Genomic DNA, 13,894 nt, shown 5'->3' on the forward strand with positions numbered 1-13,894 from the left:
GCCGCCTGCCTGACATCATCGCCCCTTGACGCCGCCGCCCTGCGCCGTCCTATTGTCAGGACATTCACGCAACAGGCGCGGGACAGGGCATGCCGCCGGACAGCAGGATACCGAATGCGCTGCCGAATGACGGGCCGGGGGCGATCGACCGCCCGGCGCCGCTGACCCAGCCGGAGACGGCCTGGGGCAGCGATGCTGTGGCCGACATGCTGCGCGCGCTGGGCGTGCCCTATGTGCCGCTGAACCCGGGGGCGTCGTTCCGCGGGCTGCATGACAGCCTGGTCAACCACCTGGGCAACCGCGACCCCCAGATGCTGCTCTGCCTGCATGAGGAACATGCGGTGTCCATCGCGCATGGCTGGGCGAAGGTGACGGGCAACCCGCTGGCGGTGGTGCTGCACAGCAATGTCGGGCTGATGCATGGCAGCATGGCGATCTTCAACGCCTGGTGCGACCGCGTGCCGATGATCGTGCTGGGCGCCACCGGCCCGGTGGATGCGGCGCGGCGGCGGCCCTGGATCGACTGGATCCACACCGCGCAGGACCAGGGCGCGCTGGTGCGCAATTTCTGCAAATGGGACGACCAGCCGGCCTCCGTGCCCGCCGCCGTCGAGTCCCTGCTGCGCGCCAACCAGATCGCGACGACCGCGCCGCAGGGGCCGGTCTATATCAACCTCGACGTTTCCTTGCAGGAGGAAGCGGCGCCGGCGCCGCTGGTGGTGCCGCCCGTCGCCCGCTACCGCGCGCCGGAATCGCCGGTGCCGTCCCCGAAGCTGGTTGCGGAAGCCGCGGCGCTGCTGCGGGGCGCGCAGCGGCCCGTGATCCTGATGGGCCGTGTCTCCCGCAACCAGGACGACTGGGACCGGCGCGTAGCCCTGGCGGAAAGGCTGGGCGCGACCGTGGTGACGGACCTGAAGGCCGGCGCCGCCTTCCCCAGCACCCATCCGCTGCACGGCCCGCCACCGAGCGGCTTCCTGACGCCCGCCAATGCCGCCGTGCTGCGGGACGCCGATGTGATCCTGGCGCTGGACTGCATCGACCTGGCCGGCACCTGCAAGCTGGTCTGGGACGGGCAGCCGCCGCCGGCGAAGATCATTCGGGCCTCGGTGGACCAGTTGATCCACAATGCCTGGTCGATGGACTACCAGGGCCTGCCGCCGGCCGATGTCTATCTGCTCTGTGAGCCGGATGCCGCGGTCGCGGCGCTGCTCGATGCCCTGGCCGATCTTTCGGCGCGCGCGCTGCCGGCGGCCGTCGCACGCCCCTGGCCGGCGCCGACGGCGGACAATGAGATCGGCCTGCCAGAGCTGGCCAGCGCCCTGCGCGCCGCGCTGGGGGAGACACCGACGACGCTGGTGCGCGTCACCATCTCCTGGCCCGGCACGCTGTGGGATTTCGGTGGGCCGCTGGATTTCCTCGGCGGCGATGGCGGGGCGGGGCTGGGCTCCGGGCCGGGGCTGGCCATCGGCGCGGCGCTGGCCCTGCGGGGCAGCGGGCGGGTGCCGGTGGCGGTGCTGGGCGATGGCGACTTCATGATGGGCGCGACGGCGCTGTGGACCGCCGCGCGTTACCGCATTCCCGGGCTGATCGTGGTTGCCAACAACCGTTCCAATTTCAATGACGAGCTGCACCAGGAACGCGTGGCGCTGACGCGCGGCCGGCCGGTGGAAAACCGTAGCATCGGCCAGGCGATCGCCGGGCCGGATATCGACATCGCCGCGCTGGTGCGCGCGCAGGGCGCCGTGGGGCTCGGCCCGGTGAGCGATCCGGCGGCGCTGGAGGGCGTGTTCCGGGACGCGCTGGCACAGGTGGCGGAAGGCCATTTCGTCGTCGTCGATGTGCGCATCCGCCCGGGCTACGAGGTCGCCACCGCCAGCGGCATGATGCAGCGCGGCGCCAAGGCATGAAGCCCGCGCCCTTCGACTGGCACGCGCCCACCACGCTGGCGGAGGCCGCTTCCCTGCTGGCGCGGCTGGCGCCGGAGGATGGACGCGTGCTGGCCGGCGGGCAGAGCCTGCTGCCGGCGATGGCGTTGCGCGTGGCGCGGCCGCCGCATCTTGTGGACATCAACCGCGTCGCCGGCCTGGACGTTCTGGCGGTGGAGGGCGGGTTGCTGCGCATCGGCGCGGTGGTGCGCCATGTGGCCTTCGAGAAGCCGGTCGCGCCGGGGCCGCTGGGCGCCCTGCTGGCGGAGGTGGTGCGCCACATCGCCCATTGGCCGATCCGCCAGCGCGGCACCTTCTGTGGCAGCCTGTGCCATGCCGATCCCGCCGCCGAATGGCCGCTGGTGGCGGTGGTGCTCGAGGCGGTGATGCTGGCGCATTCGCTGCGTGGCGACCGGCGCATCGCGGCAGTGGATTTTCTGCGCGGGTTGCTGGACACGGCGCTGGCACCGGATGAACTGCTGCGCGGCGTCGAGATTCCATTGCTGCCGCAGGATGCGTGCTGGGGCTTTGTCGAGGTCAGCCGCCGCGCCGGCGACTTCGCCCAGGCCATGGCACTGGTGGTGCTGCGCCTGGACGCGCAGGGGCGCATTGTGACGCCGCGCGTGGGGATTGGCGGGGTGGAGGCGGTGCCGCGCCGCCTGGCGGTCGTTGAAGCCGTGTTGGAAGGCCAGACGCCCTCCGCCGCGCTATTCGCCGCGGCGGCGGAGGCCGCGGCCGGGGCAGTCGATCCGATGGAGGATGCGGCGTATCGCCGCGCCTTGACCCGCACCGTGACGTTGCGCGCGCTGCATCAGGCCTGCCCGGCATGAAGGACCATGCCCTGACCCTGACGGTGAATGGCGCGGCCCATCGCATCACCGTCCCCGCGCGCCGCAGCCTGGCCGATGCGCTGCGCGAGGATTGCGGGCTGACCGGAACACATCTGGGTTGCGAGCATGGCGTCTGCGGTGCCTGCACCGTGCTGGTGGATGGCGCGCCGATCCGTGCCTGTCTGATGCTCGCGGTGCAGGCGGAGGGCGCGGAAATCCGCACCGTGGAGGGACTGGCCTCCGGCGGCACGCTGAACCCCTTGCAACAGGCCTTCACCGACCACCACGCGCTGCAATGCGGTTTCTGCACGCCGGGCTTCCTGATGCTCGCCACCGCGATGCTGGAGGAGAATCCGGCGATGGAGGAGGCGGAGATGGTGGACCGGCTTTCCGCGAACCTCTGCCGCTGCACCGGCTACACCAATATCCTGAGGGCGGTTCAGGCCGTCGCGGCGGCGCGGCGATGAGCGTCTTCGGGCAAAGCGTGATGCGGCTGGAGGATGCGCCGCTGCTGCGCGGCGAGGGCGCCTTCGCGGCCGATATCGACTTCCCTCGCCAGATCCATATGCGCGTGGTGCGGGCGGAAATGGCGCATGCGCGGTTGGTCTCGGTCGATGTCACGCCGGCGCTCGATCTACCGGGCGTGATCGCGGCCTGGTCGGCCGCGGACGTGGCGGAGGTGCCGCCGATTCCCTTCCGCGCCACCAAGGTGCGCGGGCTGGAACCCTATTGCCAGCCGATCCTCGCCCAGGGCCGCGTGCGCTATGTAGGCGAGCCGGTGGCGGTGATCTTTGCCGAGGATGCGGCGGTGGCGGAGGATGCCGCCGACCTCGTTCTGGTGGAGCTGGAGGAACTGCCGGCGCTGCTGGACGCCGCGGCCGAGCCCACTGATTTCGACGCGACGCGGAACACTGAACCCACCATCGTCCGCAAATCCTATGGCGAGCTCGACGCTGCCTTTCGTGACGCGCATGTGGTGGTGGCGCTGGACCTCGCCATCGGGCGGCATTCCGGCGTGCCGATGGAAACGCGCGGCGCCATCGCCCGCTACGATGCGGCGCAGGATGTGCTGGAACTGCATGGTACGGCGAAGAAGCAGCATTGGAACCGCGACGAGATCGCCCGCCTGCTCGGCCGGGCGCCGTCCTCCGTGCATCTCTTCGAGGGCCATGTCGGCGGTGGCTTCGGTGTGCGGGGGGAGCTGTATCCCGAGGACCTGTTGGTATGCCTCGCGGCGCTGCGTCTGCGCCGGCCGGTGAAGTGGATCGAGGACCGGCGGGAACATCTGGTCGCGACGAATCATTCGCGGGAACAGCGGCACCGGATTCGCGCGGCGGTGGATGCGGAGGGGCGCATCCTTGCCATCGACAATGTCTTCTTCCACGACCAGGGCGCCTATATCCGAACCCATGGCGCGCGGGTGGCGGATATGTCCGCCGGGCTGCTGCTCGGCCCGTATCGCGTGCCGGCCTATCGTGCCACCGGCCATTTTCGCCTGACCAACAAGACGCCCGCGGCGACCTACCGTTCCCCCGGCCGCTTCGAAGGCAGCTTTGTGCGGGAACGGCTGATGGATGCCATCGCTGCACGCTGCGGCTTGGACCGTGTTGAGGTGCGGCGACGCAATTTTGTCGATGTGTCGGAGATGCCCTATGCGCGGCCACTGGATGCGCTGGGCACGGATGTGGTGCTGGATTCCGGCGACTATGCGCTGCTGCTGGACAAGGCGCTGGCACGTTTCGGATGGGATGCGCGGGTGGCCGATGTGGCGCGGCGGCGCGCGGCTGGCGAGTCCGTCGGGCTCGGGCTGGGCGTATTCGTGGAGAAAAGCGGGCTCGGTCCTTCGGACGGCGTGCGCATGACGGTGGATGCGACCGGTGCGGTGGAGCTGGTGACGGGCGCGGCTTCGGTCGGGCAGGGGGTGGAGACGGCGCTGGCGCAGATCGCGGCGGCGGCGCTCGGTGTGGATTACCGGCGTGTGCGCGTGGTGCGCGGTCGCACGGATCGCATCGAGTTCGGCAGCGGCGCCCATGCCTCCCGCGTCACCGTCATGTCCGGCTCCGCGACGCATCAGGCGGGGCTGGCGTTGGCGGCGCTGGCGAAGCAGACGGCGGCGGCGTTGTTGCAGACGCCGGAAGATGCGCTGGAGATTGTCGATGGCGTGGTGCGCCGTGTTGATACGCCGGAGGGTGCCTCCGTCACGCTGGGCGAAGTCGCGCGCGCCCTGGCGCCAGGAACAAAGCTGTCGCGCGACCGTGCGACGCCGGGGCTGACGGTGGAGAGTTGGTTCCACAGCGATCACATGGCCTATCCCTATGGCGTGCATCTGGCGCAGGTGGCGCTGGATCGTGGTACCGGGCAGGTGAAGGTGGAGCATTACCTGGTGGGTTATGATGTCGGCCGCGCGGTGAATCCGATGCTGGTCGAAGGCCAGATCGCCGGCGGCTTTGCGCAGGGTCTCGGCGGCGCGCTCTATGAGGAATTCCGCTACGACGAACGCGGCCAGCCGCTCTCCACCACCTTCGCGGATTACCTGATGCCGACCATCGCGGAGATGCCGCCGCTGGACATCCTGGTGACGGAGGATGCGCCGAGCCCGCTGAACCCGATCGGCGTGAAGGGCGCGGGGGAGGGTGGCACCAACGCCGTCGGCGCCGCCATCGCCTCCGCCGTCGATGATGCGCTGGGTGGTCGCGGCCAGGTCACGCAGCTTCCGATCATGCCGCGCGACGTGCTGCGCTTCCTGGCGGAGGGTGCGGCATGAAGGCGCCGGCCTTCGAATATCACGATCCGACGACGCTGGCGGAGGCGATCGCCCTGCTCTGTCGGCTGGAGAATGCGCGGCCGCTGGCCGGCGGGCAGTCGCTGATGCCGATGCTGAACATGCGCTTCGTACAGCCGGACCATGTGGTCGATCTCAACCGCATCGCCGAGCTATCGGGCATTCGCGTGCTGCCCGATGGCGCGCTGGAGATCGGCGCGATGACGCGGCAGCGCGACATCGAACGTGATGCGCGCGTCGCCCAGGCCTGCCCGCTGATGGTGGAGGCGCTGGCGCAGGTCGGCCATAGGCAGACGCGCAATCGCGGCACCATCGGCGGATCGCTCTGCCACATGGACCCGGCGGCGGAACTGCCGCTGGTCTGCGCGGCGGTGGATGCGGTCGTGCGGATCGCCGGGCCGGGCGGCGAAAGGGAGATTCCCTTCGCCGAATTTCCGCTGGGCTACATGACTCCCGCGGTGGGGCCTGACGAGTTGCTGGTCGGTCTGCATGTGCCGGCGGCGCCGAAGGGGCAGGGGCATGCCTTCCTGGAATTCGCACGTCGGCACGGCGACTTCGCCATCGTCGCCGTGGCGGTGCTGCTGGACCCCGGGCCGGATGGGCGCGTGGCGCGCGCCTCCGTCGCGCTCGGCGGTGTCGGCCCGGCGCCACTGCGGCTCGCGGAGGCGGAGGCGCTGCTGCGCGGCACGGCGGTGGAGGACGACGCCATCGCCCGCGCCCTGGCCACCACAGCATCGCTCGATCCGATGGAGGATGCGCTGGTGCCCGGCTGGTATCGCCGCCACCTGGCCGGCGTGCTGCTCGGCCGCGCGCTGGGCATCGCCCGGGAGCGCATGGCATGAGCGAGCGGCGGATCACGCTGGCGGTCAACGGCCAGCGCCACGACATCACCGTGCCGGTGCGCCGCAGCCTGGCCGATGCGCTGCGCCAGGATTGCGGGCTGACCGGCACGCATCTGGGCTGCGAGCATGGCGTCTGCGGTGCCTGCACCGTGTTGGTCGATGGCCGTTCCGCCCGCGCCTGCCTGATGCTGGCGGTGCAGGCCGAAAATCTGGCCATCACCACCGTGGAAGGGTTGGCGCCGGACGCAGCGATGCTCCATCCCTTGCAGCAGGCTTTTGCCAACAACCACGCGCTGCAATGCGGCTTCTGCACGCCGGGCATGCTGACCACGCTGGTGGAGCTGCTGGCCGAGAACCCTTCGCCGAGTGCGGCGGAGGTTCGCGTCGCCATCTCCGGCAACCTCTGCCGCTGCACGGGCTATGAGACGATCGTCGCTGCGACACTGGAAGCCGCCGCCGTGATGCGGGGGGAGGCGGCATGACGCGGATCGTCGGCCGTGACGTGAAGCGCATCGAGGATCCCGCGCTTCTGCGTGGGCGGGGCCGCTTCGTCGATGACATCGCGCCGCCCGGCCTGCTGCACGTCGCATTCCTGCGCAGCCCGCATGCCCATGCTGCAATCCTGTCCGTCGATTGCAGCGCGGCCCGCGCCATGCCCGGTGTTCATGCCGTGCTGAGCTATGCGGATATCGCCCCGCTGCTGGCGGAGCCGCGCCTGCGCGTGGCCCTGCCGAGCCCCGCCTACCGCCAGACGCTGGACCGCCCGATCCTCGCGATGGATGAGGTGGTGCATGTCGGCGAGCCCGTGGCCATTGTCGTCGCGACGGATCGCGCCATCGCCGAGGACGCCGCCGCGTTGATCGAGGTGGAGTATGACCTGCTCGATCCGGTAGCCGATGCGGTGGCGGCGCTGGAGCCCGATGCGCCGCGCGCGCATCGCACGGCGCCGCACAATCTGCTCGCTGAATTCACCCTGGCCTATGGCGATGTCGACGCCGCCTTCGCCGCCGCGCCGCATGTGCTGCGCGAAAGCCTGGATCAGCATCGCGGTGGCAGCCATTCCATGGAATGTCGCGGTTGCGTTGCGATTCCCGATGCGGTGGAGGACCGGCTGACGCTGTGGTCTTCCACCCAGACGCCCCATGTCGCGCGCCGCATGCTCTGCGACATGCTCGGCCTGGCGGAAGACCGTATCCGCGTCGCGACCCCCGATGTCGGCGGCGGCTTTGGCCCAAAACTGGTCTTCTATCCGGAGGATGCGGCGGTGGCCGTCGCCGCGCGGCTGCTGAAGTGCCCCGTCAAATGGATCGAGGACCGGCGCGAACATTTCGTCGCCACCACGCAGGAACGCGACCAGCGCTGGGATGTGGAGATCGCCTTCGACGATACGGGCCGCATCCTCGGAGTGCGCGGCGAGGTGATTCACGACCACGGCGCCTATACCGCACGCGGCATCAACGTCGCCTACGGCGCCGTCTCCGCCATGCCGCTGGCCTATGTCGTGCCGGCCTATGCCATGCGTTGCCGATCCGCCGTCACCAACAAGGTGCCGGTCACGCCGGTGCGCGGCGCGGGGCAGCCGCAGGGCGTCTTCGCGATGGAGCGCTTGCTGGACGCGGCGGCGCGCAAGCTGGGGCTGGATCGCGCGGAGATTCGCCGCCGCAATCTCGTGCCCGGCGATGCCATGCCCTATGCGACGCCGCTGCGTACCCGCGGCGGGATGCAGGTTGTGCTCGACAGCGGCGACTATCCGCGCTGCCTGCAGGCGGCACTGGATCGCGCGGAATGGGATGGCTTCGCGGCACGTCAGGCGGCGGCGCGGGCGCAGGGGCGTTATCTCGGCATCGGTCTCGCGAATTATGTCGAGGGCACGGGGCGCGGGCCCTACGAACATGTCTCGGTCCGCATCGAGGCCTCCGGCCGCATCTTCGTCGCCACGGGTGCGGCAGCGATGGGGCAGTCCACGCACACCATGCTGGCGCAGATCGTCGCCGAACAACTCGGCTTCGACATGGCGAATATCGAGGTGGTGGCCGGCGACACCGCCGCCGCACCACTCGGCCTTGGTGGCTTCAACAGCCGGCAGGCGGTGCTGGCCGGCACCTCCGCCCATGTCGCGGCGCTGAAGGTGCGGGAACGCGTGCTGCGCGTGGCGGCGACGCTGCTGGAAGCCGCGGAGGCCGATCTGGAGATCGAAGGCCGCGCCGTGCAGGTGAAGGGCGTGCCCGCCATGCGCGTGACCTTGGCGGAAGTTGCGCGCGCCGCCGCCGGCCTGCCGGGCTTCAGCATTCCGGGCGGTGCCGGCCCGGGCCTCGCGGCCTCGGAGGAAGTGGTCATCGACCCGATGAGCTACGCCAATGGCAGTTGCGTGGCGGAGGTGGAGGTGGATGAGGCCACCGGCGCCGTCACCCTCCGCCGCATCAGCTTCGTGCATGATTGCGGCCGTGCCTTGCATCCGCGCATCGTCGATGGCCAGGTGCTCGGCGGCATCGCGCATGGCATCGGCAATGCGCTGTATGAATGGATGGGCTATGACGAGCAGGCGCAGCCCGTCACCACCACCCTGGCGGAATATCTGCTGGTGACCTCCACCGAGATGCCGGCGGAGATCTCCATCGGGCATATCGAAAGCCCCACGCCGTTGAACCCTCTGGGCATCAAGGGTGTCGGCGAATCCGGCGTCATTCCCGTGGCGGCGGCCATCGCCTCCGCCATCGAGGATGCGCTGTCGCCCTTCAACGTCCACATCACGCGCGTCCCGGTGATGCCGCAGCATCTGGTCGCGCAGATTTCGCCGGAGGCGGTGCGATGAAATTCACCAATCACTTCGAAGTGCCGCTGCCACCGGATGAGGCCTGGGCGCTGCTGCTGGATGTGCAGCGCATCGCGCCCTGCGTGCCCGGTGCCGAACTGACGGAGGTGATCGACGAGCGCAGCTTCAAGGGCCGCGTCTCCGTCAAGCTCGGCCCGGTCGCGCTGACCTTCGCCGGCACCGCGCGTTTCGAGACCATCGACGAGGCCGCGCGCAGCGCGACGGTGAAGGCACAGGGCACGGATGCGAAGGGCCGCGGCGGTGCCAATGCGGTTGCCACTTTCGCACTGTCGCCCATCGAAACCGGCACGCGCGTGGACATCGCCACTGACCTGAACCTCTCCGGCTCCGTCGCGCAATATGGCCGTGGCGCCGGCATGATCCAGGAAGTCGCCTCGCAGATCATCCGGCAATTCGCCGAGGCCCTGCGCGCCGATATCGCCCGCCGCAGCCCGGCACCCGCCGCCGCGGATGCACCACCCCCGCCGCCACCACCACCCGCCGCCCCCATCGGTGGCTTCGGCCTGCTCTGGCGCGCCTTCCTCGCCTGGCTGCGCCGCGCGACGGGGCGCTGAGCATGAAGCGCCTCACCCTCAGCCTGTCCTGCCCCGCCTATGATCGCACCCGGGCACTGTTCGACGGGCGGGTGAGCATCGAGGGCTGCGACATCATCCCCGTGGCGATGTCGCCGGAAGAAGCCTTCCACCGCGCCTTCCGCCACCAGGAATTCGACATCTCCGAACTCTCGATGTCGAGCACCATGGTGCAGATCGCCGAGGGCCGTTGCGCCTATGTGCCGATCCCGGTCTTCCCCTCCCGACTGTTTCGTCATTCCGCCATCTACATCCGCGCCGATCGTGGCATCGCGCGGCCGGAGGATCTGCGCGGCCGCATCGTCGGCGTGCCCGAATACCAGATGACCGCGGCGCTCTGGTTGCGCGGCATCCTCCAGGACGAATATGGCGTCGCGCCTGCCGAGATGCGTTGGCGCAGCGGCGGTTTGGAAGAGTCGGGTCGCGGCCAGGTGGTCGCGTTGAACCTGCCGACCGATGTCGAGTTGCAGGCGATTGGCGCCGAGGAAACCCTCTCCGCCCTGCTCGACGAAGGTCGCATCGACGCGCTGCTGACCGCCCGCGCCCCCTCCTGCTTCGGCCGCAACCCGAACGTCGTGCGGCTGTTCCCCGATTATCGCGCGGCCGAGGAAGACTATTTCCGCCGCACCGGCATCTTCCCGATCATGCATCTGGTCGGCATCCGTCGCAGCCTGGTCGAGCAATTCCCCTGGCTGCCGGTCAATGTCTTCATGGCCTTCGAACGCGCGAAGCAGCTCTGCTACACGGACCTCGCGAAGATCGGCCATCTGTTCACCACGCTGCCCTGGGCCGTGGAAGAATTGGCGCGCACCCGCGCGTTGATGGGAGAGGATTTCTGGGCCTACGGCGTGCACAAGAACACGCGGGTGATCCAGGCGATGGCACGCTACGCGGCGGAACAGGGACTGACCCGGCGACACCTGTCGGTGGAGGACCTGTTTCCCGCATCGGTCATCGACCTCGCCAAAGTCTGACGGCATCTGAACCATCGTCTGGGGGCTTCAACATGACCGCACCGAACATCACACGTGCCGCATTCCTGTCCGGCGCCGCCGCGCTGGCCTTCGCCGGTGGCCGCAGCGCCCAGGCGCAGGGACGACCGCTGCGCATCGTACTGCCCTACGCGCCCGGCGGCGTGGTGGACACGCTGGGCCGCGTGCTGGCGCAGGGCATGACGGATGCCATGGGCGTGCCCGTGGTCGCCGACAACCGCCCGGGCGCCGGCGGCATGATCGGCTCCGACCACGTCGCGAAAGCCACGCCGGATGGCACCACCGCGCTGGTGATGGACCCGGCCATCATCATCAACCCCTCGCTGCAGGCCAGCGTGCCCTACGACGTCTTCCGCGACCTCAAGCCCGTCTCCATCTTCAGCTCCTCCCCGCTGGTCTGCGTCGTCTCGCCGACCCTGCCGGTGACCACACTGATGGAACTCGTGGAATACGGCCGCGCGCATCGTGGTGAGCTCAGCTACGCCTCCGCCGGCGTCGGCACCACGCCGCATCTGGCGGGCGAGATGCTGAACCAGCGCACGGGCATCGAGGCGACGCATATCCCCTATCGCGGCATCGCCACCTCCTTCGCCGATATCATGTCCGGCAAGGTCCACTTCGCCTTCAGCAGCATCGCCGGCGCGCGTGGCCTGGTGCTGGATGGGCGCATGCGCGGCCTGGCCACCACCGGCGCCGCCCGCCCACCCGCGCTGCCCGACCTGCCCACCGCCGTGGAAGCCGGCCTGCCGAACTTCGTCATCGACCTCTGGCTCGGCGTCTTCGTGCCCAGCGCGACACCGGACGCCACCATCGCCACCATGCACCGCGCCATCCAGGCGGCACTCGCCAAGCCCGAGACCGCGGCCGCCTTCCTGCGCGCCGGCGCGCAAGTCCGCCACACCTCGCCCGCCGAGGCCGCCGAGATCCTGCGCACCGAGCACGCGATGTGGCGGGAGCTGATCACCACCGCCAAGATCACCCTGGGCTGAGGGCCGCACCATGACCCTCACACGCCGCGCCACCCTGGCGCTGCCCTTCCTCGCCGCGCCGGCACTTGCCCAGGCGCGGCCGGTCCGCCTGCTGGTGGGCTTCGCCCCCGGCGGGGCGGCGGATACCATCGCCCGGCTGGTCAGCGCCCGCATGGGCGAACATCTCGGCCAGACCGTCGTCGTGGAAAACCGCAGCGGCGCCAGCGGCACCATCGCCGCCGCACAGGTCGCGCAATCCGCGCCCGATGGCACATCCCTGCTCTTCGCCACGCTGACCCACGCGACCAACCCCTTCCTGTTCCAGGGCCTGCCCTTCGACTACGCCACCGCCTTCGCCCCGGTCAGCCAGGTGGTGATCTGGCCGCAGATCCTGGCGGTGAAGAACGACTTCCCCGCCCAGTCCTTCGCCGAATTCCTGGCCCTGGCGCGTGCCCGCCCCGCCACCATCAGCTACGGCACCCCCGGCAACGCCACCGCCCAACACCTGATCGGCGAAATGCTGCAACGCCAGGCCGATATCCGCCTGGTCCACGTGCCCTATCGCGGCGGCGCCGACGCCGCGCGCGACCTCTCGGCCGGCGTCATCGACGCGGCCTTCATGACCACCTCCACCGCCTTGCCCATCCTCTCCGGCAACCGCGCGCGCCTGCTGGCCGCCGCCACCACCACCCGCCTGCGCGCCTACCCAAACACCGCCACCATCGCCGAATCCGGCATCCCCGGCTTCGAACTCAACGACTGGTGCGCCATCTTCGCCCCCGCCGGGACCGCCACAGCAACCCTGACCCGAACCCACGCCGCCCTGACCCACGCTTTGGCGAACCCCGACGTGCAAACCCGCCTGCGCGACCTCAGCACCGAACCCGTCGGCAGCACCCCCGAAGCCTTCACCCAACACCTGGCCCGCGAATCCACCCGCCTCGGCACCCTGATCCGGGACGCGAATATCCGGATCGGGTGATCCTGGAGTGGCGGCGCTGGGTGGCTTTGCAGGAGGGGCTCTGCCCCTCCCGCACCCTCCCCGCCAGGAGGCAGTGGCCTCCTGGACCTCAGGACCTTGAACAGAAATGGAGAGGGGCCAGCAGGACCGCCGGACACGCGGTACCTCTGGCCCCTCTCCATTTCTGTTCATGAATCAAAGGGTTCCAAGGGTCCACTGACCCTTGGCAGGGGGTGCAGGGGGACAGCGTCCCCCTGCAAATCGCTCAGCGTGCCTCTCCCAGCATTTCCGACCCGGGTATCGTGCCTTGGGGCAGGTTGGTCGCGTAGGTGGCGAGGTCGCCGGGGCGGGTCAGCCAGATGTCGTCGCGGTGGGTCAGGATGTGGCGCAGGGCGTTGCGCAGGGGGCGCAGGCGGAAGGGTTGGCCGACGACGAAGGTGTGCAGGACGATGCTGCAGACCAGGGGGCGTTTTTTGGATTGTTCGAGCATTTCGTCGAACTGGTCGGTGATCATGTCGGCGAATTCGCGTCCGCTGTGTTGGCGGAAGACCATGGCGGGGCTGTCGTTCAGCTCGATGGAGTAGGGGACGGAGAGGATGGGGCCGGCGCGGGTGGCCATCCAGAAGGGTTGGTCGTCGGCGGGCAGGTCCATCATGTAGCGGAAGCCTTCTTCGCGCAGCAGGTCGAGGGTGACGTTGCTTTGCGCGAGGTAGGGGCCGAGCCAGCCGGTGGGTGGCGCGCCGGCGTGGCGGGTGATGGCGTCGCGGGTTTCGACGATCAGACGGCGTTCGTCGTCTTCCCAGAGGGTGTCCTGGCGTTCGGCGTTGCTGCGGCCGTGGCCGATGAATTCGTCGCCGCGTTTCAGAAGGGCGGGCGCGATTTCGGGCATGTAGTCGAGGGCGGCGCTGTTGACGTTGTGGGCGGAGGGGATTTCCAGCTCGTCCAGCATGTCCAGCATGTTCCACAACCCGACGCGGTTGCCGTAGTCGCGCCAGGCGTAGTTGCGCGCGGATTGCGGGGCGTTGACCTGGGCGCTGTCGCTGCCCATGCCGGCGCGGAAGGCGAAGTGTTCGATGTTGTTGCAGACGATGACGGCGAGCTTGGCGCCGTTCGGCCAGGTGTAGGTGGGGCGCGTGGGGATGGCGCTGGGCGCGTAGCGGCTGTGGCTCGGCAGCTTCATAATGTCAGG

The 13,894-nt window shown here is 69.7% G+C and carries 12 protein-coding genes; 11 read left to right on the forward strand and 1 reads right to left on the reverse strand.

The features are described from left to right. Positions 1-89 precede the first annotated feature (89 nt). The 11 genes from JJQ90_RS08785 to JJQ90_RS08835 are packed head-to-tail and all read left to right on the forward strand — an operon-like array spanning position 90 to position 12,726. Positions 90-1,907 (forward strand): thiamine pyrophosphate-binding protein, encoded by a 1,818-nt coding sequence (locus JJQ90_RS08785; protein WP_216874431.1) that lies wholly within the window; start codon positions 90-92, stop codon positions 1,905-1,907. Next, positions 1,904-2,755: an FAD binding domain-containing protein gene (locus tag JJQ90_RS08790; protein WP_216874432.1), complete on the forward strand. Its 852-nt coding sequence runs from the start codon at positions 1,904-1,906 to the stop codon at positions 2,753-2,755. Before JJQ90_RS08785 ends, JJQ90_RS08790 begins: the two co-directional genes overlap by 4 nt. Beyond that, positions 2,752-3,222 (forward strand): (2Fe-2S)-binding protein, encoded by a 471-nt coding sequence (locus JJQ90_RS08795; RefSeq protein WP_216874433.1) that lies wholly within the window; start codon positions 2,752-2,754, stop codon positions 3,220-3,222. Before JJQ90_RS08790 ends, JJQ90_RS08795 begins: the two co-directional genes overlap by 4 nt. After that, the gene (locus tag JJQ90_RS08800; RefSeq protein WP_216874434.1) at positions 3,219-5,519 is read left to right on the forward strand and encodes a xanthine dehydrogenase family protein molybdopterin-binding subunit; all 2,301 of its coding nucleotides are present in this window, start codon (positions 3,219-3,221) and stop codon (positions 5,517-5,519) included. Before JJQ90_RS08795 ends, JJQ90_RS08800 begins: the two co-directional genes overlap by 4 nt. Next, positions 5,516-6,379 carry an FAD binding domain-containing protein gene (locus tag JJQ90_RS08805; protein ID WP_216874437.1) on the forward strand — a complete coding sequence of 288 codons (864 nt, stop codon included), beginning with the start codon at positions 5,516-5,518 and terminating at the stop codon, positions 6,377-6,379. The genes JJQ90_RS08800 and JJQ90_RS08805 overlap by 4 nt, the downstream gene beginning before the upstream one ends. After that, positions 6,376-6,861, forward strand: coding sequence for a (2Fe-2S)-binding protein (locus JJQ90_RS08810; protein WP_216874439.1), 486 nt, complete (start codon positions 6,376-6,378; stop codon positions 6,859-6,861). The genes JJQ90_RS08805 and JJQ90_RS08810 overlap by 4 nt, the downstream gene beginning before the upstream one ends. Continuing rightward, positions 6,858-9,191, forward strand: coding sequence for a xanthine dehydrogenase family protein molybdopterin-binding subunit (locus tag JJQ90_RS08815; protein WP_216874441.1), 2,334 nt, complete (start codon positions 6,858-6,860; stop codon positions 9,189-9,191). The genes JJQ90_RS08810 and JJQ90_RS08815 overlap by 4 nt, the downstream gene beginning before the upstream one ends. Continuing rightward, a complete protein-coding gene (locus tag JJQ90_RS08820; RefSeq protein WP_216874443.1) occupies positions 9,188-9,766 on the forward strand; it encodes an SRPBCC family protein in 579 nt (192 codons plus the stop codon). Before JJQ90_RS08815 ends, JJQ90_RS08820 begins: the two co-directional genes overlap by 4 nt. A gap of 2 nt (positions 9,767-9,768) precedes the next feature. Then, on the forward strand, positions 9,769-10,758 hold the full coding sequence (locus JJQ90_RS08825) for a substrate-binding domain-containing protein (protein ID WP_216874445.1): 990 nt from the start codon (positions 9,769-9,771) through the stop codon (positions 10,756-10,758). A gap of 32 nt (positions 10,759-10,790) precedes the next feature. Continuing rightward, positions 10,791-11,765 carry a tripartite tricarboxylate transporter substrate binding protein gene (locus JJQ90_RS08830; RefSeq protein WP_216874447.1) on the forward strand — a complete coding sequence of 325 codons (975 nt, stop codon included), beginning with the start codon at positions 10,791-10,793 and terminating at the stop codon, positions 11,763-11,765. A gap of 10 nt (positions 11,766-11,775) precedes the next feature. Further along, a complete protein-coding gene (locus JJQ90_RS08835) occupies positions 11,776-12,726 on the forward strand; it encodes a Bug family tripartite tricarboxylate transporter substrate binding protein (protein ID WP_216874449.1) in 951 nt (316 codons plus the stop codon). Positions 12,727-12,970: 244 nt separating this feature from the next. Here JJQ90_RS08835 and JJQ90_RS08840 read toward each other — a convergent pair whose 3' ends face one another. Beyond that, on the reverse strand, positions 12,971-13,885 hold the full coding sequence (locus tag JJQ90_RS08840; RefSeq protein ID WP_216874451.1) for a polysaccharide deacetylase family protein: 915 nt from the start codon (positions 13,883-13,885) through the stop codon (positions 12,971-12,973). Positions 13,886-13,894: the final 9 nt, after the last annotated feature.

This window comes from Falsiroseomonas oleicola, from assembly GCF_019029495.1.
Lineage (GTDB): Bacteria > Pseudomonadota > Alphaproteobacteria > Acetobacterales > Acetobacteraceae > Falsiroseomonas > Falsiroseomonas oleicola.

Bases quoted from the DNA above. Each gene is read 5' to 3' on its own strand.
- JJQ90_RS08785 (WP_216874431.1), top strand. From the start codon at position 90: ATGCCGCCGGACAGCAGGATACCGAATGCGCTGCCGAATGACGGGCCG.
- JJQ90_RS08790 (WP_216874432.1), top strand. From the start codon at position 1,904: ATGAAGCCCGCGCCCTTCGACTGGCACGCGCCCACCACGCTGGCGGAG.
- JJQ90_RS08795 (WP_216874433.1), top strand. From the start codon at position 2,752: ATGAAGGACCATGCCCTGACCCTGACGGTGAATGGCGCGGCCCATCGC.
- JJQ90_RS08800 (WP_216874434.1), top strand. From the start codon at position 3,219: ATGAGCGTCTTCGGGCAAAGCGTGATGCGGCTGGAGGATGCGCCGCTG.
- JJQ90_RS08805 (WP_216874437.1), top strand. From the start codon at position 5,516: ATGAAGGCGCCGGCCTTCGAATATCACGATCCGACGACGCTGGCGGAG.
- JJQ90_RS08810 (WP_216874439.1), top strand. From the start codon at position 6,376: ATGAGCGAGCGGCGGATCACGCTGGCGGTCAACGGCCAGCGCCACGAC.
- JJQ90_RS08815 (WP_216874441.1), top strand. From the start codon at position 6,858: ATGACGCGGATCGTCGGCCGTGACGTGAAGCGCATCGAGGATCCCGCG.
- JJQ90_RS08820 (WP_216874443.1), top strand. From the start codon at position 9,188: ATGAAATTCACCAATCACTTCGAAGTGCCGCTGCCACCGGATGAGGCC.
- JJQ90_RS08825 (WP_216874445.1), top strand. From the start codon at position 9,769: ATGAAGCGCCTCACCCTCAGCCTGTCCTGCCCCGCCTATGATCGCACC.
- JJQ90_RS08830 (WP_216874447.1), top strand. From the start codon at position 10,791: ATGACCGCACCGAACATCACACGTGCCGCATTCCTGTCCGGCGCCGCC.
- JJQ90_RS08835 (WP_216874449.1), top strand. From the start codon at position 11,776: ATGACCCTCACACGCCGCGCCACCCTGGCGCTGCCCTTCCTCGCCGCG.
- JJQ90_RS08840 (WP_216874451.1), bottom strand. From the start codon at position 13,885: ATGAAGCTGCCGAGCCACAGCCGCTACGCGCCCAGCGCCATCCCCACG.